This is a genomic window from Nautilia sp. PV-1 (genome assembly GCF_004006315.1).
Lineage (GTDB): Bacteria > Campylobacterota > Campylobacteria > Campylobacterales > Nautiliaceae > Nautilia > Nautilia profundicola_A.
Genome location: NZ_CP026530.1, coordinates 1,170,652 through 1,186,629, shown reverse-complemented (window position 1 = coordinate 1,186,629; position 15,978 = coordinate 1,170,652). Strand labels below are relative to the sequence as shown.

At 33.4% G+C, this 15,978-nt stretch carries 21 protein-coding genes; 15 read left to right on the top strand and 6 right to left on the bottom strand.

Annotated elements, in window-relative coordinates; translation table 11 throughout:
* Positions 1 to 19 precede the first annotated feature (19 nt).
* Both pdxA and kdsB read right to left on the bottom strand, forming a co-directional pair.
* Positions 20 to 928, bottom strand: a complete 909-nt coding sequence (gene pdxA, locus C3L23_RS06435) for a 4-hydroxythreonine-4-phosphate dehydrogenase (RefSeq protein ID WP_127681000.1) — start codon at positions 926 to 928, stop codon at positions 20 to 22.
* Positions 909 to 1,628, bottom strand: coding sequence for a 3-deoxy-manno-octulosonate cytidylyltransferase (gene kdsB / locus C3L23_RS06430; RefSeq protein ID WP_127680998.1), 720 nt, complete (start codon positions 1,626 to 1,628; stop codon positions 909 to 911). Before kdsB ends, pdxA begins: the two co-directional genes overlap by 20 nt.
* Before the next feature lie 43 nt (positions 1,629 to 1,671).
* On the opposite strand from kdsB, the gene C3L23_RS06425 reads away from it, so the two are divergent.
* Genes C3L23_RS06425 through C3L23_RS06400 form a run of 6 tightly spaced genes read left to right on the top strand, consistent with a single transcriptional unit; the run spans position 1,672 to position 5,708 of the window.
* Positions 1,672 to 1,863 carry a hypothetical protein gene (locus C3L23_RS06425; protein WP_127680996.1) on the top strand — a complete coding sequence of 64 codons (192 nt, stop codon included), beginning with the start codon at positions 1,672 to 1,674 and terminating at the stop codon, positions 1,861 to 1,863.
* Positions 1,863 to 2,546 (top strand): tRNA1(Val) (adenine(37)-N6)-methyltransferase, encoded by a 684-nt coding sequence (locus C3L23_RS06420; protein ID WP_127680994.1) that lies wholly within the window; start codon positions 1,863 to 1,865, stop codon positions 2,544 to 2,546. The genes C3L23_RS06425 and C3L23_RS06420 overlap by 1 nt, the downstream gene beginning before the upstream one ends.
* Positions 2,547 to 2,560: 14 nt before the next feature.
* Positions 2,561 to 2,950, top strand: coding sequence for a YkgJ family cysteine cluster protein (locus C3L23_RS06415; protein ID WP_127680992.1), 390 nt, complete (start codon positions 2,561 to 2,563; stop codon positions 2,948 to 2,950).
* Positions 2,947 to 4,233, top strand: a complete 1,287-nt coding sequence (locus C3L23_RS06410) for a lipopolysaccharide assembly protein LapB (RefSeq protein ID WP_210402406.1) — start codon at positions 2,947 to 2,949, stop codon at positions 4,231 to 4,233. The genes C3L23_RS06415 and C3L23_RS06410 overlap by 4 nt, the downstream gene beginning before the upstream one ends.
* Positions 4,175 to 4,948 carry an indole-3-glycerol phosphate synthase TrpC gene (gene trpC, locus C3L23_RS06405; RefSeq protein WP_127680990.1) on the top strand — a complete coding sequence of 258 codons (774 nt, stop codon included), beginning with the start codon at positions 4,175 to 4,177 and terminating at the stop codon, positions 4,946 to 4,948. The genes C3L23_RS06410 and trpC overlap by 59 nt, the downstream gene beginning before the upstream one ends.
* 46 nt (positions 4,949 to 4,994) lie before the next feature.
* A complete protein-coding gene (locus C3L23_RS06400) occupies positions 4,995 to 5,708 on the top strand; it encodes a flagellar basal body L-ring protein FlgH (RefSeq protein ID WP_127680988.1) in 714 nt (237 codons plus the stop codon).
* A gap of 2 nt (positions 5,709 to 5,710) precedes the next feature.
* On the opposite strand, the gene hemW is transcribed toward C3L23_RS06400, so the two are convergent.
* Positions 5,711 to 6,838, bottom strand: a complete 1,128-nt coding sequence (gene hemW / locus C3L23_RS06395; protein WP_127680986.1) for a radical SAM family heme chaperone HemW — start codon at positions 6,836 to 6,838, stop codon at positions 5,711 to 5,713.
* Between the two features lie 57 nt (positions 6,839 to 6,895).
* Between hemW and C3L23_RS06390 the strand changes: the two genes are divergently transcribed.
* From C3L23_RS06390 to C3L23_RS06360, 7 genes are read left to right on the top strand one after another with little or no spacing between them, the layout of a single operon-like run.
* Positions 6,896 to 7,354 (top strand): RNA pyrophosphohydrolase, encoded by a 459-nt coding sequence (locus tag C3L23_RS06390; RefSeq protein ID WP_127680984.1) that lies wholly within the window; start codon positions 6,896 to 6,898, stop codon positions 7,352 to 7,354.
* A 13-nt stretch (positions 7,355 to 7,367) separates the two neighbouring features.
* Positions 7,368 to 8,576, top strand: coding sequence for an aspartate kinase (locus C3L23_RS06385; RefSeq protein WP_127680982.1), 1,209 nt, complete (start codon positions 7,368 to 7,370; stop codon positions 8,574 to 8,576).
* Positions 8,576 to 9,109 (top strand): HobA family DNA replication regulator, encoded by a 534-nt coding sequence (locus C3L23_RS06380; protein WP_127680980.1) that lies wholly within the window; start codon positions 8,576 to 8,578, stop codon positions 9,107 to 9,109. The genes C3L23_RS06385 and C3L23_RS06380 overlap by 1 nt, the downstream gene beginning before the upstream one ends.
* Entirely contained in the window at positions 9,106 to 9,657 is a 552-nt protein-coding gene (locus C3L23_RS06375) for a DNA polymerase III subunit delta' (protein ID WP_127680978.1), read from the top strand. Before C3L23_RS06380 ends, C3L23_RS06375 begins: the two co-directional genes overlap by 4 nt.
* Positions 9,654 to 10,814, top strand: coding sequence for a dihydropteroate synthase (gene folP, locus C3L23_RS06370; RefSeq protein ID WP_127680976.1), 1,161 nt, complete (start codon positions 9,654 to 9,656; stop codon positions 10,812 to 10,814). The genes C3L23_RS06375 and folP overlap by 4 nt, the downstream gene beginning before the upstream one ends.
* Positions 10,807 to 11,433, top strand: a complete 627-nt coding sequence (locus C3L23_RS06365; RefSeq protein ID WP_127680974.1) for a ThiF family adenylyltransferase — start codon at positions 10,807 to 10,809, stop codon at positions 11,431 to 11,433. The genes folP and C3L23_RS06365 overlap by 8 nt, the downstream gene beginning before the upstream one ends.
* A gap of 33 nt (positions 11,434 to 11,466) precedes the next feature.
* On the top strand, positions 11,467 to 12,762 hold the full coding sequence (locus C3L23_RS06360) for a hypothetical protein (RefSeq protein ID WP_127680972.1): 1,296 nt from the start codon (positions 11,467 to 11,469) through the stop codon (positions 12,760 to 12,762).
* Between the two features lie 272 nt (positions 12,763 to 13,034).
* On the opposite strand, the gene C3L23_RS06355 is transcribed toward C3L23_RS06360, so the two are convergent.
* Positions 13,035 to 13,814: a pyridoxine 5'-phosphate synthase gene (locus C3L23_RS06355; RefSeq protein ID WP_127680970.1), complete on the bottom strand. Its 780-nt coding sequence runs from the start codon at positions 13,812 to 13,814 to the stop codon at positions 13,035 to 13,037.
* 48 nt (positions 13,815 to 13,862) lie between these two features.
* Here C3L23_RS06355 and rpiB point away from each other — a divergent pair, with 48 nt between their 5' ends.
* Both rpiB and C3L23_RS06345 read left to right on the top strand, forming a co-directional pair.
* The gene (gene rpiB / locus C3L23_RS06350; protein WP_127680968.1) at positions 13,863 to 14,291 is read left to right on the top strand and encodes a ribose 5-phosphate isomerase B; all 429 of its coding nucleotides are present in this window, start codon (positions 13,863 to 13,865) and stop codon (positions 14,289 to 14,291) included.
* Positions 14,281 to 14,613: a hypothetical protein gene (locus C3L23_RS06345; RefSeq protein WP_127680966.1), complete on the top strand. Its 333-nt coding sequence runs from the start codon at positions 14,281 to 14,283 to the stop codon at positions 14,611 to 14,613. The genes rpiB and C3L23_RS06345 overlap by 11 nt, the downstream gene beginning before the upstream one ends.
* Here the strand turns inward: C3L23_RS06345 and C3L23_RS06340 are convergent.
* Together C3L23_RS06340 and mog are read right to left on the bottom strand one after the other, a co-directional pair.
* On the bottom strand, positions 14,605 to 15,396 hold the full coding sequence (locus tag C3L23_RS06340) for a hypothetical protein (RefSeq protein ID WP_127680964.1): 792 nt from the start codon (positions 15,394 to 15,396) through the stop codon (positions 14,605 to 14,607). The genes C3L23_RS06345 and C3L23_RS06340 overlap by 9 nt on opposite strands.
* Positions 15,393 to 15,905, bottom strand: a complete 513-nt coding sequence (gene mog, locus C3L23_RS06335) for a molybdopterin adenylyltransferase (protein ID WP_127680962.1) — start codon at positions 15,903 to 15,905, stop codon at positions 15,393 to 15,395. Before mog ends, C3L23_RS06340 begins: the two co-directional genes overlap by 4 nt.
* Positions 15,906 to 15,978: the final 73 nt, after the last annotated feature.

Genomic DNA, 15,978 nt, shown 5'->3' with positions numbered 1-15,978 from the left:
AGTAATAAAAAAAATTGATTTAAGTCAACTTTTGATGATTTAGGATATATTTTATCGCATTTTCATAACTTTTGGTGTTTGCTCTGCCTTTATACGCAATGTCAAAGGCTGTCCCGTGGTCGACTGACGTTCTAAGTATAGGAAGATTTAAGCTTACATTTATACTTTCGTCAAAATATAAAGCTTTAAGCGGTGCAAGTCCCTGATCGTGATACATGGCAATATACCTTCCTTTACCCGAAGAAAAAGCGGTATCGGGGACAAGAGGGCCGTAGTAGAAGTCTTTATTAATTATTTTATTGGCTTCTTTTATTGCTGGCAAGATATCTTTAATTTCTTCATCTCCCAAAACTCCTCCGTCACCGGCATGAGGATTTAATCCCAGCACTCCCACTTTATGAAAATTTGTTGAATTATAAAAATCAATAAGAAATTTTGTTAGATTGTTTTTCGTGACTTTTGAGGCAACGTCTTTTAACGGTATATGTTCGGTAAAAAGAGCTACGTACATCTCTTCACATCCGAGCATCATAATAGCGTCTTTTTTAAAAACGTCTCTTAAGACTTCAGTATGGCCTTTGTATTTAATTCCGGCTTTCATCCAGCTTTCTTTGTTTATAGGAAGTGTTGTAATCGCATCTGCTTTTTTATCTTTTGCCAGATTAACAGCCGCCATGAAGCTATCAAACGAATATTTTCCGGCATCCGCATTCACGGTTCCGGGTTTTATTTTAAAATCTCCTTCGACTTCAAAGATTTCAAAATCGTCCGGAATTGGCATATTAAGCAGTTTTGCAGCTTTTTTTAACATTTTTTCGTTAATGCAATATACCGGTTTTATCCATTGTTTTATTGTGTTGTGTGCTTTCAGGGCTATTTCAATTCCTACTCCGTTTAAATCACCTATACTAACTGCGATTTTTTGCATAAATTCTTGCCTTTTCGAGATCGTCTTTTGTATCTATTCCGAAACTTTCGGTTTCTACCTTGATCATCGCTATTTTTTTACTGTTCTCAAGCACTCTTAACTGCTCCAGTTTTTCAATATGTTCAATAACACCGTTCATTGTTACAAATTCGTCAAGACTTTTTTTTGTAAATCCGTAAATACCGATATGTCCATAGTACTGATGAGGAACGTCGTCGCGGTTATACGGTATTTTGCTTCTTGAGAAGTATATAGCGTCCTCGTTTTTATCCATTATTACTTTTACTAAATTAGGATCACTGGCGCTAATTTCGTCTATTTCTTTATAACAGCTCACCATCGAAAAATCCCTGTTTTTGATTTCTAATAGTTTTTCTTTCACCGCGGTTAATATTTCAGGCTCTAAAAAGGGCTCGTCTCCCTGCATGTTGATTACTATGTCATTGTCTTTGAGTCCTAGTATATCCGCCGCTTCTTTTATTCTGTCGCTTCCGCTTTTATGACTGTCGCTTGTCATAACGGCGTTAAATCCATATTTTTTGCATATTTGAATAACTTCTTGCGAATCCGTGGCTATGCATACGTCGTCCGCCTGTTTGGCAACTTCGGCGCACCATATTATCATCGGCTTGTTATTTATCTCGGCAAGAACTTTATTAGGAAGTCTGCTTGAGGATAAACGGGCGGGGATTATTATCATAATGAACCTTTTTAGTTATAATTTTACAAAAAAAAGGCAATAAATGATTAATAAAATAAAAGAAAAAGTAAAAAGTTCAAAGAATATCGACGAACATAAAAAGGGTGTTATACTTGAAAAAATAGACGAATGGAGAAATGAAGATAAAGCTATGGCGCTTATTCCGAATCTTTTGATGAAATATTATGAAAAAGATATTAAGCCTATTTTAGACGAATTAGGACTTAGCAGTTAATGATCCTGTATCAGCCGAAAAACGGATACTGTTACAACAGCGACACTATGTTCTTATATGACTTTATTTCCGGCTTTAATATAAAAGGAAAAGTACTGGAAGTCGGAGGAGGCTGCGGTGTACTGGGACTTTTAATTAAAAGAGATTTTCCTGAAATTGATCTTAGTATTGTTGAAAAACAAAAGATTATGTTTGATTTTATCAATAAAAATTTAGATGAAAATTCTTTGAAAGCGAATGTAATAAACGGCGATTTTCTTACATACGAATTTGATGAAAAGTATGATTTCGTCATTTCAAACCCTCCTTTTTATCAGGGAACGTTAAAAAGTGAAAATGAAATTATAAAAACCGCAAGGTATGAAGAATCTTTGCCTATGAAAGAGTTTTTTAAGAAGGTAAACGGAGTCTTGAAAGAAAGAGGGGAATTTATTTTTTGCTATGATGCAAAACGAATTGATGATATAATTTCAAATATTCCAAAACCTTTAAAAATTACGGATATAAGGTTTATGTATCCGAGATTGAACAAAAAGGCCACCCTGGTTATGGTAAGGGCCAAAAGACACGCCAAATCAATGGTAAACGTACATCCGCCTTTAATAGGTTTTGAAGGTGAGAATTATTCCAAAGAAGCAGCGGAAATATATAAAAAAGCGGCAACGAAGAGTATAAAAATTTAAATGAAAAGTGAAAAATGAAAAATGAAAAATTAATTTCAAAAGACGGATTTTCATATAAATTCGACCCTGAAGCCTGTAAAGAGTGCGAAGGCAACTGCTGTATAGGGGAGAGCGGTTATATTTGGGTGAGTCCTCAGGATATTAAAAACATTTCCGAATTTTTAAATATTGACGAAGAGCTTTTTAAAAAAACGTTTTTAGTGAAAGTCGGCTACAGATATTCACTAAAAGAAAAACCTTATAAAAACGGTTATGCCTGTGTTTTTTTTGAAAACGGTTGTAAAATATATAGTGTTAGACCTCAGCAGTGCAGGACGTTTCCTTTTTGGGATTATTATAAAAACAGAATTGAAGAACTCCAAAAAGAGTGCCCTGGAATAATTTTATCGGAAGAGACAAAATGAAAAAGGTCAGATTAGCGTTCGGATTAGTTTTACTGCTGCTGATTACGGGCTGCAGCGTAAAACAGCCGCCGGTAGGTAAAAAAGTTATTCCCGATGAAGACAACTATATTATAAAAGCTTTATTCTATGAAAATAACAATAAAGTGGACCAGGCGGTAAAAATATATAAATTTTTATATGAAAAGACAGACAAGCCGGTATATTATGAAAAAATGATAGAAGATCTCTTTTATCTGAAAAAATATCAAAAGGTTATCGCTTTAAGCGACAAATATCTGAAAAAAAGTTTTGATAAGAAAATTTTTATGTATAAAATTTTTGCTCTGCTTGAATTGAAAAAAGTAAATGAAGCCAAAAAAGAGCTGTTGACGAAACTTAATAAAAAAGACGATTTCTTTTATAAAATGATGGCGTTTATTTATTTAAAAGAGCATAAATACGCACAAGCTGCCAAGTATTTAAAATCCCTGTACGCCATGACACATGATAAACAGACGCTTTTACAGCTAGTCGATATTCTTATAAAACTTAAAAAATACAATGAGGCCTTGGCATATTTAAGAACTCATCTTGATATGTACGGATGCGAATATGACATATGTTTAAGACTTGCAATTATTTACAAACAGACTTACGATTATTCAAATCTTGCGACAATATATGAAAAAATGGGCAAATTTGACAGAAAATATCTTATGTTTGCTCTTAGAATATATCTTGATAACGGAAATTACAAAAAAGCTCTGCAGCTTATAAACAAAAACAATTTAGGCGACGAATACAAACTGATCGTATATGAAACAGCGAAAAATTACAAAAAAGCCGCTTTTTACGCAATGAAACTGTATGAAAAAACGGCAAAGCTTCCTTATCTGTTAAAATACTGCACTTATTCATATGAGGCAAATCCTACAAAAGCGACGGCTAAAAAAATTATTCCTAAACTGAAATATTTGCTTAAATTTTATCCGAGCGCGTATTTGTACAATTTCTTGGGATATATCATGATTGATAATAATATAAATGTGAAAGAAGGTCTGAAATATGTTCAAAAAGCGCTTGAGCTTCACCCTGACAACGAAGAATATATAGATTCTCTGGCATGGGGTTATTATAAACTGGGAAAATGCAAAGAAGCGCTTGAAATTATTCAAAACGTGCACTTAAAAGATAAAGAAATATTAAAACATAAAATTCTTATTAAAAAATGTGTAAAGGCTGAGAATGATATTAGAAAAAATTATAAATCAAACAAAAAAAGATCTTTTAAAAAGAAAAAATAAAGAAGATTTTAATAAGTATCTTTCATTAAAAAGAGATTTTAGAGATGTTAAAAAAGCTTTAAAATCCACTTCGGACAATCCTTATAGAATTATTGCCGAGGTTAAAAAGGCCAGTCCTTCAAAAGGCGTTATAAGAAAAGATTTTTCTCCTGTGGAAATAGCAAAAGAATATGCTGAGGTGGCAGATGCGATGAGTATACTTACCGAACCTCATTTTTTTCAGGGCAGTTTGGAGTATTTAAAAGCAATTAATGAATTTTCTACAATTCCACTTTTAAGAAAAGATTTTATAATAGACGAATTTCAGATAGCCGAAGCATACGCGGCGGGGGCCGATTTTATTTTGCTTATAGCAAAAGCGCTTAAAACGGAAGAATTAAAAAAACTGTTTGATTTTGCAAAAAATAAGGGACTTGAAGTTTTATTTGAAATTCATGACGAAGAGGATTTGCAAAAAGCTCTGGATGTTGGGGCCGACATTATAGGATTTAATCACAGAAACTTAAAAACATTTGAAATGGATATGGATTTAAGCAAAAAGCTTATACCTTTGCTTCCGGAAGGTGTTATCGTAGTGGCTGAAAGCGGAATAAACGATTTTGAAACGGTAAAAAAACTTTCAAAAAACGGTGTGGACGCATATCTTGTCGGAGAGCATTTTATGAGACAGGACAACATAAAAGAAGCTGTTTTAAAACTTAAAGGAAAGATTTAAAATTACGGAACGGTTTTTGCTTTTATTCTTAAAAAAGGCCGTTTGAATGAAAAAATATCTGTTTTTAGCCGGATTGATCGCATTCGTTTTTTCAGGGTGCGCTTCACATCCTATGGACCCGACGATTAATATGAAACCTCCTAAGTATGTAGAACAGATGCCGAGTATGGACAGTGATATTCCAAGAAACGATCCGGGTTCTCTTTTTACCAACAGCGACAATCTTTTTTCTGATACAAAAGCTATGAAAGTAAACGATATAGTTACGATTGTTATTACTGAAGAGATCAAACAGTCTACTCAGGCAAGTAAAAAACTCAGCGAAGCAAACACCGATAACGGCGGACTTTTTGATGCGGGACTTAGCGGCAGCGTTAATATAGGAGGTAAAGAATACAGAGTCGGAAAGACGGGGCTTAGTCTTAACTTGCCGTCTATGAATTCAAACAGATCTTTTCAGGGAAGCGGTTCTCAGCAGAGAAACGAAAGTTTTGAAACAACTATTACGGCAAGAATCGTTAAGGTGTTAAAAAACGGTAATTATTTTATAGTGGGTCACAGAGAAATATACGTTGACGGTCAAAAACAGATAATAGCGATAAGCGGCGTTATAAGACCTGAAGATATAGCGGCGGACAATACTATAGATTCCAAATATATTGCCGATGCAAAAATAGAATATAAAACCGAAGGCGATATTAAAAGATATACCGAACAGGGATGGTTTGCTAAATTCTGGAGCGCTATAGCTCCTTGGTAGGGTTAGTCCAGAATATAGTTAGTTAAAGCATCGGCCAGTAAAAAATCGTAAGAATAAATTCTTTTTTCTTTTTTTAAAAGTTTGTTTTCTTTTACTAAAATCCCGGCTCTTTTTTTCTCTTGCGGATTTAAAATATCTTCATCAAAACCGATTATTGAGCGCAGTCCCAAAAATACTTTTTCTTTTTTTATATCATTATCGGTTAAATATTCATATTGGTATTTTGTCGGATCTTTCAGATATTCATGCACATTGTTTTGCGTATAATACCTAAAAATTCTCCATTCTCCATTTTCCATTCTCCATTTCTTAAATCCCACGGCCCCCGCGCCGATTCCAAAATATTCTTTTCCTTCCCAGTATCCTAGATTGTGTTTGCATGGGGTTCCGAAGTTTGATATTTCATACTGGCGGAATTTTTCTTTTATTTTATTTATAAACCATATTTCAAGCTCTTCATCGTATTTGCGTTTTGAAAAATCCCCTTCCCATTTGGTGTTTTCTTCAATAGTCAAAGAGTATGCGCTTAAATGTGTGACAGGCAAGCTAAAGGCGGTATTCAGATCTTTTGTAAGCAATTCTTTTGTATCCAGCGCCGTTGAGTAGATCAAATCGAGATTAATGTTCTCAAAGCCTGCTTTTTTTGCGTTTTGAATTGCTTTTAAGGCTTGAGAGGGAGAATGGTTTCTGTTTAAAAATTTTAATTTTTCTTCGTCGAAGCTTTGTACTCCGAAACTTATTCTGTTTACTCCCAGGTTTTTGATATCTCTCAGCCATTCGTATGATGTGTTGGGATTGCATTCTATTGTAATCTCTTCGACATTTTTCAAATACGGGGAAATAAGCCCGAAAAGCCTCTCATAAAATCCTGCATCCATCGTTGAAGGTGTTCCGCCTCCGATAAACATTGTTTTAAACTGTGTGTCCGAAGATATCTCATGTAAAAACTGGGTTTTTAATGCACTGAAATATTCTTTTTTTAAATGATTTATATTTGTGTATGAATTAAAGGCGCAGTAGTTGCATTTGCTGTCGCAAAAGGGGATGTGAATGTATAATAATGTAGAATAGAGAGTTGAGAATTGAGAATTATTAAATTCTTTTTCTTTTTCACTTCTTAAATTTTCCATTCTCCATTCTCCATTCTCAATTAATTCGTTATAATTTTACTAAAAAAAGGTGATGTTTTGAAAAAATATAGGCCAAATGTCGCTGCTGTTGTTCTTTCTTCAAAATATCCCGAAAAAGTGGAAATTTTAATAGCCAAAAGAAATGATGTTGATGCGTGGCAGTTTCCTCAGGGGGGAATAGACGAGGGAGAGAGCGAAAGAGAAGCGTTGTTAAGAGAACTTAAAGAAGAAATAGGTACAGACGAGGTTGAAATTTTGGCTGAAATGCCTGAATGGCAAAAATATGATTTTCCTAAAAGAATAGCTAAAAAAATGTATCCGTTTGACGGACAGAAACAGAAATATTTTCTTGTTAAATTAAAACCGAATGCAAAAATAAACCTTGATACGGAAATACCGGAGTTTGAAGATTATAAATTTGTAAACGTAAACGAAGTGTTTGATTATGTGAAATCATTCAAAAGGCCTGTATATAAGATCGTACTTGATTATTTTAAAAAGCAGGGGCTATTATAAGAAAAGGAGATAAATGTTAGTAGTTCAGAAGTTTGGCGGTACAAGTGTCGGTGATTTAGACAGAATACAAAATGTTGCAAATATAGTAAAAAAATATGCTGACGAAGGAAACCAGGTAGTTGTAGTCGTTTCCGCAATGGCGGGAGAAACTAATAAATTATTGGATTTTGCCAATCATTTCAGCAAAACTCCTCCCCAAAGAGAAGTAGACCTTCTGGTCAGCAGCGGTGAGAGAGTTACAAGCGCTCTTTTAAGTATTGCCCTTCAAGCGATGGGAAGAGACGCAATCGCTTTAACCGGAAGACAGGCGGGGATTAAAACAACAAGCGATCATACAAAAGCCAGAATTATGGATATTGATCCGAGCAAAATGCAAAAACACCTTGAAGAAGGTAAAATAGTAATAATTGCCGGTTTTCAGGGTATTAACGAAAACGGCGACGTTACCACACTCGGAAGAGGCGGAAGCGATTTGACGGCTGTTGCTATCGCCGGAGCGCTCAATGCGGATAAATGTGAAATATATACCGATGTTGACGGAATATACACTACCGATCCTAGAATAGAGCCTAAAGCAAAAAAAATAGACATGATTACATATGATGAAATGCTTGAGCTTGCTTCTTTAGGAGCGAAAGTAATGCAAAGCAGATCCGTTGAGCTTGCTAAAAAACTTAATGTGGATATAGAAGTTAAATCATCATTTAAACCGGAAATAAAAGGAACATTAATTACAAAGGAGACACCTGATATGGAGAAAGTTTTAGTTAGCGGTATAGCCCTTGATAAAAACCAGGCGAGAGTCAGTATTTTCGGAGTTGAAGACAGACCGGGAATAAGTGCGGAAATTTTCGGAAAACTTGCGAATAAAAACATCAACGTCGATATGATAGTCCAAAACGTAGGAAAAGACAATAAAGCCAACCTTACTTTCACAGTACCTCAGACAGAACTTGAACTGACAAAAGAAGTTCTTAAAGAATACGAAAATAAATCAGAATCAATCGAATATGACGATTCTATTGCCAAAGTCAGCGTTGTAGGAGTAGGTATGAAATCACACAGCGGCGTTGCGGCTACGGCATTTAAAACATTGGCAGATGAAAATATAAATATACTTATGATCAGTACAAGCGAAATTAAAATTTCAATGATTATAGATGAAAAATACGGAGAATTGGCAGTCAGAGCGCTGCATTCAGCCTATCAACTGGATAAATAATGGATATAAATCATTACACCTTAAAGCTTATAAGAGATAAAAACATCAAATGGATGGAAGAAAAGAGGCTTGAGTGGGTGCCTCTTGTTTCCGATTTTATTTCAAACGTAATTGAGGGTAAAAGTGTACTTTTAATAACGGATTATAAGCGCAAATGGTTTAGTGATTATCTCATTAACAAAATTAATAATTTTCAGGATTTCAAACCGTCGTTTATTCCTATTTACGATCTTCAAAAGCTGGTTCCTCAGCTCGAACACGCCAGGACGGACGAGCATTACGAAATGATTGAAGATATGCTCTCTATCAGTTTTAACGACAATTATATTTTCTGGTATATAGGTGTTGAAACGCCGAAACTCAGATTTGCAAGAAACAAACCGGATTCGTTTTTCTGGATTATGGATATGGATCTGCATAAAAATTTCTTTTTAAAATCTCTTGACGAAAATCTTGATAAAAAGCTGCTTGATCTGGCCGATATACTGAATGAAACACTAAAAGCCGCTATTTTCGGAGAGGTTGAAGTTTGAGCAAAATTATCATAACGGATGATTTTGAAAAAGCAGTAGAAGAGATAAAGCCTGACGAAATTGTAATAGTAAATGAACTGAAAGTTGAAGACATAGCTAAAATAAGGGATTTTGCTTATATTGCCAGCAGAAATAAAAAAACTATTTTAATTGCGGCTGAAAAATATTCTTCCGTATCTCAAAACGCACTTCTTAAACTTCTTGAAGAACCTCCTAAAAATATAGAATTTATACTGCTGGCAAAGTCGAAATACGCCCTTTTAGATACGATAAAATCCCGTCTTGTAATGGAAAAAAGAATTTATAACACCGTATTAGATTCAGATATAGATATTTCAACGATAACTAACGATAAAATTTTGGAAATTTTAAAAAGCGATTTGGATGTGTCTGAAATTAAAGCTTTAATTTATAAAATAATAAAAGAAAAAAATCTAAACGAAGAGCAGATGGAAATACTAGGCAATGCGATAAAAATGCTTGAATTGAATATTGACAAACAGGCGGTTATATCATTGATAATGCTCAGTATCAAGGAGAGGTTTTGAAAATATATAAATTAAACAGAGATACCGATCTGGGAAATTTATTAAAAAAAATAGGCGTAGATAAACCCGGAATAGAAATTATGAAAAAGAAAAAATGCGAAAATCTTTTTTTTATCAAAGACATAAGCTGCGGAGCCGCTAATATTTTAAAACAGGATGCTTTAAGCATTGGGGCGGAGCTAGCGGTTCCTATGGGTGTGCCTAATTGTAAAAGCGATAAATTTGACGCTGTTTTGATGTGTAATAAAAAACAGCTGGAAATCCTTGCTAAAAAAGAGCTTGCACAGCCTTTTAAATTAAAAGAACTTGCCAAAAAATTAAAAGAGTTTATTAATCTTCCGAGTTTTCCGGTAAAAATTATGGGTGTGGTAAACGCAAACGACGATTCTTTTTTTGAAGGCAGCAGATTTCAGGGTACGCAGGCCGTAAAACAGATTGAGAGAATGATTCAAAAAGGTGCTGAAATTATAGATATCGGAGGTGTCTCAAGCAGACCCGGAAGCGTATATCCGGGTGTAGAAGAAGAATTAAAAAGAGTAAAACCGATAATCGATGAAATATATAAATCAAAACTGTATGAAAAAGCGGTTTTCAGCATTGATACTTTTGAAGCGGATGTTTTGGAATATGCGCTTGAAAGAGGATTTAAAATAGCAAACGATATAACCGGACTTGAAAGTGACAAATATGCAAAAGTAACGGCTAAATATGATGCAGCAGTGGTAATTATGCATAAAAAAGGTGTTCCGGCCAATATGCAGGACAATCCCTATTATGAAAACGTTATTTTGGAAGTTGACGAATTTTTCACTGAAAGAATTGAAAAAGCAAAAAGTTTTGGAATAAAAGATATTATACTTGATGTCGGAATAGGGTTTGGTAAAAGGCTTGAAGACAACCTGGCTTTGATTAAACATATGGAACATTTCCTTCATTTCGGGTACGAACTTTTAATAGGTGCCAGCAGAAAGAGTATGATTGATATGATTATGCAAAAAGAGGGCGTTTCTACCGTTCCGGCCGATAGACTTCCGGGAACGCTGATTATTCATACAGAAGCTGTCAGAAACGGTGCCAGCATAGTCAGATGCCATGATGTGAAAGAGCATTTTCAGGCTTTAAAAGTATTTGAAGCAATTAGGGGTTTTGATGTATAGAAGACAGATAGAAGTACTCGGAGAAAACAATCAGCTTTTACTTGCTCAAAAAAAAGTACTTATTGTAGGATGCGGAGGACTCGGAAACATTATCGCTACAACGCTCGGATGTATAGGACTTGAAAAGATATATCTCGTAGATTATGATGAAATCGAAATTCATAATATTCACAGACAGTTTCAGTTTACAAAAGACGATGTAGGAAAGAAAAAAGCTGATGTCCTTGCCGAAAGAATCGGCAGATGCGGCACCGAAGTGGAAGTTATACACGGATATTTTGATGAAAATATGGATTTGAGCGTTGATATTGTATTTGACGCAACTGATAATTTCGAAGTCAGGAAAAAAATAGATCTTTTTTCTAAAAAAAGAAATATTCCCTGGATATATGCAAGTGTGGAAGAGTGGCACGGACAGGTAGGTGTGTTTAAAACCACTTCTTTTGAAATTTTCGCTACAAAAGAGCATAATGTAAAAGGACAGCTTCCTCCGATGGTTAACCTAATCGGATCATTATCTTCAATGCTCGGACTAAAAACACTTATAGATCAACAGGATGAAATATTATATTATATTGATTTCAGGGAAAATTTGGAGATTAAGAAGTTTAAGTTTTAATTTAATATAGAAAATTAAAATAATAAGAAACTGATGAGAAAGAAGTTTGGTTTGGGTGAAAAAAATGAAAAATTTATTATTACAGAAATTATAAAAAATATTTGTAATAGTGAATTTGATAAAGTTATTGCGGATTCTATAAGACCAATAATCTTTTATAGTAATGGATATTATGGAATTTTTGGTACGGGTTTTTTTATTTTACACGGAGAAGATTTATATTTTTTAACTGCAAGACATAATGTAATTAGAAAAGATTTATTTATTAGTGAAAACTTTTCCGATTTACAAAAAAATATTGATAGTTTTTTCATAATAAATAATTTAAGAAAAGGTATAGATTTAAAGAATACTAAAAGTATAATTAAAGAAGAAATTCATAACATATTTTTTCATTCAATTTTACCTAAAAATGAAAAGATAGAAGGGTTAGGTAGTGAAGATTTGAATGATATTGCAATAGTAACTTTTAATGAAGAGTTTGCTAAAAAATTTATGTTAGACAAGAAATTAATTAGTTTAGATACTAATGGTTTAAGAAAAAAAGAGGATATGGGCAAGAGTGTAGATAATAATGATATAGTCTTTATTGCGGGTTATTGTTTAGACAAAAAAAGTAAAAATGAAGTTATACCAGTAAAATTTGATGATGAAGGAAATGTTATAAAAAGTGAAATGAGTTTAAATATAAACTATTTATTTGGAAAAATTGTAGAAAGTACTACTTCATTAATAAAACAAGTTAATGTCTTTTTTGATAATGGTTTTACAGATTATAATGGTTTTAGTGGGTCACCAGTTTTTTTATATAAAGATAAAAATATTTATTTTACAGGATTAGTTATTAGAGGAGGTAATAAACAAATTTATTTTATTTCTATTGATTTTATAAGACTATATTTAATGCGAACAGATATTGGTAGTGTTAATAATAAGTTTTTCATTAATGAAAATGAGGCATTAAATTCTTGTTATGAAATGATAAAGCTTTTAAAAGATGATATTAAAATTATTGATGTGCAAAATAAGCAAATTATTATTAATATAAATAAAGAGGAATTTTCTATATCTTGCGAATATTTATGTGATGTTATTAGTTTAGAAATATTATTGAATAATAGGATGTTTTTTAATCAAGAAAATCATGTTTTTATTAGAGATTTTTGTTATAACATGATATCTAATTCAGATAAAATTCTTCTAAAAAAATGTTTAATTAGTAATCTTAATGAAAATATTTTAAAAAAATTAAAATTAGTATATTATGAATATTTGAAAAAAGGTTATAAAATTGATTTAAATAGCTTATTAAATATAATAAAAGAGTAAATAAAATTGCTCCTCGCCCCACCCCCTCACTCCAAAAAAAATCGCCAGAATTATTACAAGAGTACAAGATACTTACAAAAAAATATCTTGATAAAATTCTGAAAATTTACTGTTCGGGATTTACGAACAGTTGAAATTTAAAAAGCTGAGGAAATAGTTAGAATAATTTGTATATTTACTAAAACCATTCTCCAATTTTTCGTCCTATCAACGGGTCGAACAATGCAGAAAAAAAGAGAAACAGTACAATTTGTATTGCGCTGATTTCAATATTATTCATTAATTAATTCCCTCATTTGAATAATTGCCTGTTTAAGTCCTAAGAATACGGAATTTGCAATGATACTGTGACCTATATTAAGTTCAACGATCCCTTTTATATCAGTTATCGGTTTTACGTTTTGGTAATTAAGCCCGTGTCCCGCCGCTACTTCAAGCTCAAGTTCGTTTCCGAGTATTGTTGCGTCTTTAAGCAGTTTTAATTCAAGTTCAAGCTCTTTTTTCAGTGTTTTTCTATCCATATTTTCAAAAACATTAAAAGGGGTGTGGTTTATGTTGGTATTTAACGCCAAATGCATGTTTGCGTATTTGCCCGTATGAAGTTCTATCATTTCAGCACCGGTTTCGGCTGATTTTTTTATCTGTTCAAAATCCGGATCTATAAACAGCGATACTTCAATATCGTTTGCATGTAATTTATCGATTGCGTTTTTAATTTCTTTTTCGAATTTAATTACGTCAAGTCCGCCTTCGGTTGTAACTTCTTCTCTTTTTTCAGGCACGAGTGTGGCGCGGTGCGGTTTTAAAGTGCAGATAATGTCTATGATTTCGGGATTGATAGAACATTCCATATTTACCGGCAGGAAGCTGTTTTCGCATATTCTTTTGGCGTCAAAATCGGTAATGTGTCTTCTGTCTTCCCTTAAATGGATAGTTACCTGGTCTGCTCCTGCTTCTTTTAAAATGTGCAGAGCCATTAAAGGATCGGGTTCGTTAATTTTGCGGGCGTTTCTGAGAGTGGCGATATGGTCGATATTGATTCCGAGTTTCATAAATATCCTTTTTTAAATTTTGTTATAATTTTATCAAAAAGGAATTAAATGAAGTATTATATCGGAACCGACCATGCCGGATTTGAAATTAAGCCTTTTGTAATAGAATATTTGGAAAAAAAAGGTATAGAGGTAGAAGATTTAGGAACATATTCTACCGAAAGCGTGGATTATCCGGATTTTGCTCATAAAGTAGCCGAAGCTGTTTTGGCTAATCCCGGAACAATGGGGATTTTAATCTGCGGAAGCGGAATTGGAATGAGTCTTGCTGCAAACAAACATAAAGGTATAAGAGCGGCTCTTTGCCATGATTATTATACAGCTGCAATGGCCAGAAGACATAATAATGCAAACGTTTTATGTTTCGGTGCAAGAATTGTAGGACTCGGAGTAGTAGAGTCTATTCTTGACGCATGGCTTGAAAACGAGTTTGAAGGCGGAAGACACGAGAGGAGGGTCAAAAAAATTGATATTTAACTGGATTTTTTTAACAACGGTTATCGTTGTTATTCTTTTTTTGACTTTTAGAATGTTTTATTACAAACATTTATATGAAAAGTCGGAAGAAAGACGTAAACAATTAAAAAGTAATTTAATTGACGCGGAAATATTAATTAAAAAATACCAGATTCAGCTTCAGAGATCTTTAGGAAACTTAGAACTTTTGGATGATGAGGTTACTAAACTTAAAAACGATTTAAAATCGGTAAAAAGCAGAAACGCTCAAATGAGAACGGAAAACGAGCAACTTAAACGTAAAATCAGAGAGCTTGAAAATAAAATCGAAGCTTTACTCTAATTTCATATTTTTTATCAGGTATATCAATAAAAGCGGAAGCAATATTACGTTTAAGAGCAGTTTGGCTAAATATAATGAGGCAAGATTAAGCATTGCATTTATAATCTCCGGCGTATGAGCTATATAAAAATGCGCACTCTCCTGTATTTCTTTAAGTGAATTCTTTGTATCGTTTATAGTATTTGATATTTTATCCCATATACTGTTTTGGGGCTGTATATTTTGAGGTTCTATTTTTTTTGTATAAGGTTTAAGCGTCTGTATGTTTTTTGTGATATTAGGTTCGAAATAATATTTGTCAAAATAAGAAGATATAACTGCACTAAACGGCAAAAACAGTCTAATTAAGATAAAAACAATTAGCGTATTTTTAAGAAGTTTAGATTTATAAAACAGGTTAAGCAGCGCTAAAATAATAATTATTAACGTAAATACCGGAAGTTTTGAAAGTTCGTATATTATTTTTTCGCTTCCCAGCGCCCAAAGAGAAAGGGTTAACAAATCGGAAAATCTCTCAGTGGCATCGTTGATAGGATCAAGCGCCTGTCCTAATGCCAGATTGCCTTCGATTCCGACTCCGACCGTTACCGAGCTTTCCTGAATAATGGAAACGGCTGCGTTTATGCTTCTTGTAACAGCATATGTTACAGCCGACTGTTTAAGAGATGAATTTAGATAACTGTTTGTGATTTTGTCGTATAAAGGAACACTTAAAACTGTCAATACGGCTAAAAGAGAAAGAATTAAAGCCTGTTTGTTTATTTTTTGCAGCAGCTTTTTCATTTTTTCTTAGGCCTAAAAGCTGTCGGACTTTCTATATAATCTCCGCCGATCAGGTCTATTGCGTAAGGAATTGCGGGCCATACGGCTTCAAGGTTTTCTCTTATTGCTTTGGGAGAACCCGGAAGGTTTAAAATAAAGCTGTTTTTAACAACTCCCGCCGTACCTCTTGCGAGTATGGAAGTCGGAACATATTTTAAAGAATGCATTCTCATAAGCTCTCCGAAACCCGGAAGCTCTTTTTCTAAAACTTCTTTGGTCGCTTCCGGAGTTACGTCTCTTGGTGCGGGGCCGGTGCCTCCGGTTGTAAGAATTAATGAACATTTCTCTTCTACCGCTTCTTTTAATGTTTTTACAATCGTTTCATAATCGTCGGGTATAAGTTTATAAACTGTTTCGAATTCGTTTGTTATGTTTTCTTTTAAAAAGTTTTCAATTTCTTTTCCGCTTTTATCTTCATATATTCCGGCACTTGCCCTGTCGCTCATTGTAATGATTGCGATTTTTAACATACAAATCCTTTTTTTTGTAATTATATAATATATTGTTGAATAATTTTGTGTCTGTCACTTGTTATTGAAAAGT

Excerpts from the sequence above, each read along its gene's own strand:
- trpC (WP_127680990.1), top strand. The coding sequence starts at position 4,175 with ATGATATTAGAAAAAATTATAAATCAAACAAAAAAAGATCTTTTAAAA.
- C3L23_RS06340 (WP_127680964.1), bottom strand. The coding sequence starts at position 15,396 with ATGAAAAAGCTGCTGCAAAAAATAAACAAACAGGCTTTAATTCTTTCT.
- pdxA (WP_127681000.1), bottom strand. The coding sequence starts at position 928 with ATGCAAAAAATCGCAGTTAGTATAGGTGATTTAAACGGAGTAGGAATT.
- C3L23_RS06365 (WP_127680974.1), top strand. The coding sequence starts at position 10,807 with ATGTATAGAAGACAGATAGAAGTACTCGGAGAAAACAATCAGCTTTTA.
- mog (WP_127680962.1), bottom strand. The coding sequence starts at position 15,905 with ATGTTAAAAATCGCAATCATTACAATGAGCGACAGGGCAAGTGCCGGA.
- C3L23_RS06385 (WP_127680982.1), top strand. The coding sequence starts at position 7,368 with ATGTTAGTAGTTCAGAAGTTTGGCGGTACAAGTGTCGGTGATTTAGAC.
- C3L23_RS06360 (WP_127680972.1), top strand. The coding sequence starts at position 11,467 with ATGAGAAAGAAGTTTGGTTTGGGTGAAAAAAATGAAAAATTTATTATT.
- C3L23_RS06415 (WP_127680992.1), top strand. The coding sequence starts at position 2,561 with ATGAAAAATGAAAAATTAATTTCAAAAGACGGATTTTCATATAAATTC.
- hemW (WP_127680986.1), bottom strand. The coding sequence starts at position 6,838 with ATGGAAAATTTAAGAAGTGAAAAAGAAAAAGAATTTAATAATTCTCAA.
- rpiB (WP_127680968.1), top strand. The coding sequence starts at position 13,863 with ATGAAGTATTATATCGGAACCGACCATGCCGGATTTGAAATTAAGCCT.
- C3L23_RS06355 (WP_127680970.1), bottom strand. The coding sequence starts at position 13,814 with ATGAAACTCGGAATCAATATCGACCATATCGCCACTCTCAGAAACGCC.
- C3L23_RS06410 (WP_210402406.1), top strand. The coding sequence starts at position 2,947 with ATGAAAAAGGTCAGATTAGCGTTCGGATTAGTTTTACTGCTGCTGATT.
- C3L23_RS06420 (WP_127680994.1), top strand. The coding sequence starts at position 1,863 with ATGATCCTGTATCAGCCGAAAAACGGATACTGTTACAACAGCGACACT.
- C3L23_RS06380 (WP_127680980.1), top strand. The coding sequence starts at position 8,576 with ATGGATATAAATCATTACACCTTAAAGCTTATAAGAGATAAAAACATC.
- C3L23_RS06400 (WP_127680988.1), top strand. The coding sequence starts at position 4,995 with ATGAAAAAATATCTGTTTTTAGCCGGATTGATCGCATTCGTTTTTTCA.
- kdsB (WP_127680998.1), bottom strand. The coding sequence starts at position 1,628 with ATGATAATAATCCCCGCCCGTTTATCCTCAAGCAGACTTCCTAATAAA.
- C3L23_RS06425 (WP_127680996.1), top strand. The coding sequence starts at position 1,672 with ATGATTAATAAAATAAAAGAAAAAGTAAAAAGTTCAAAGAATATCGAC.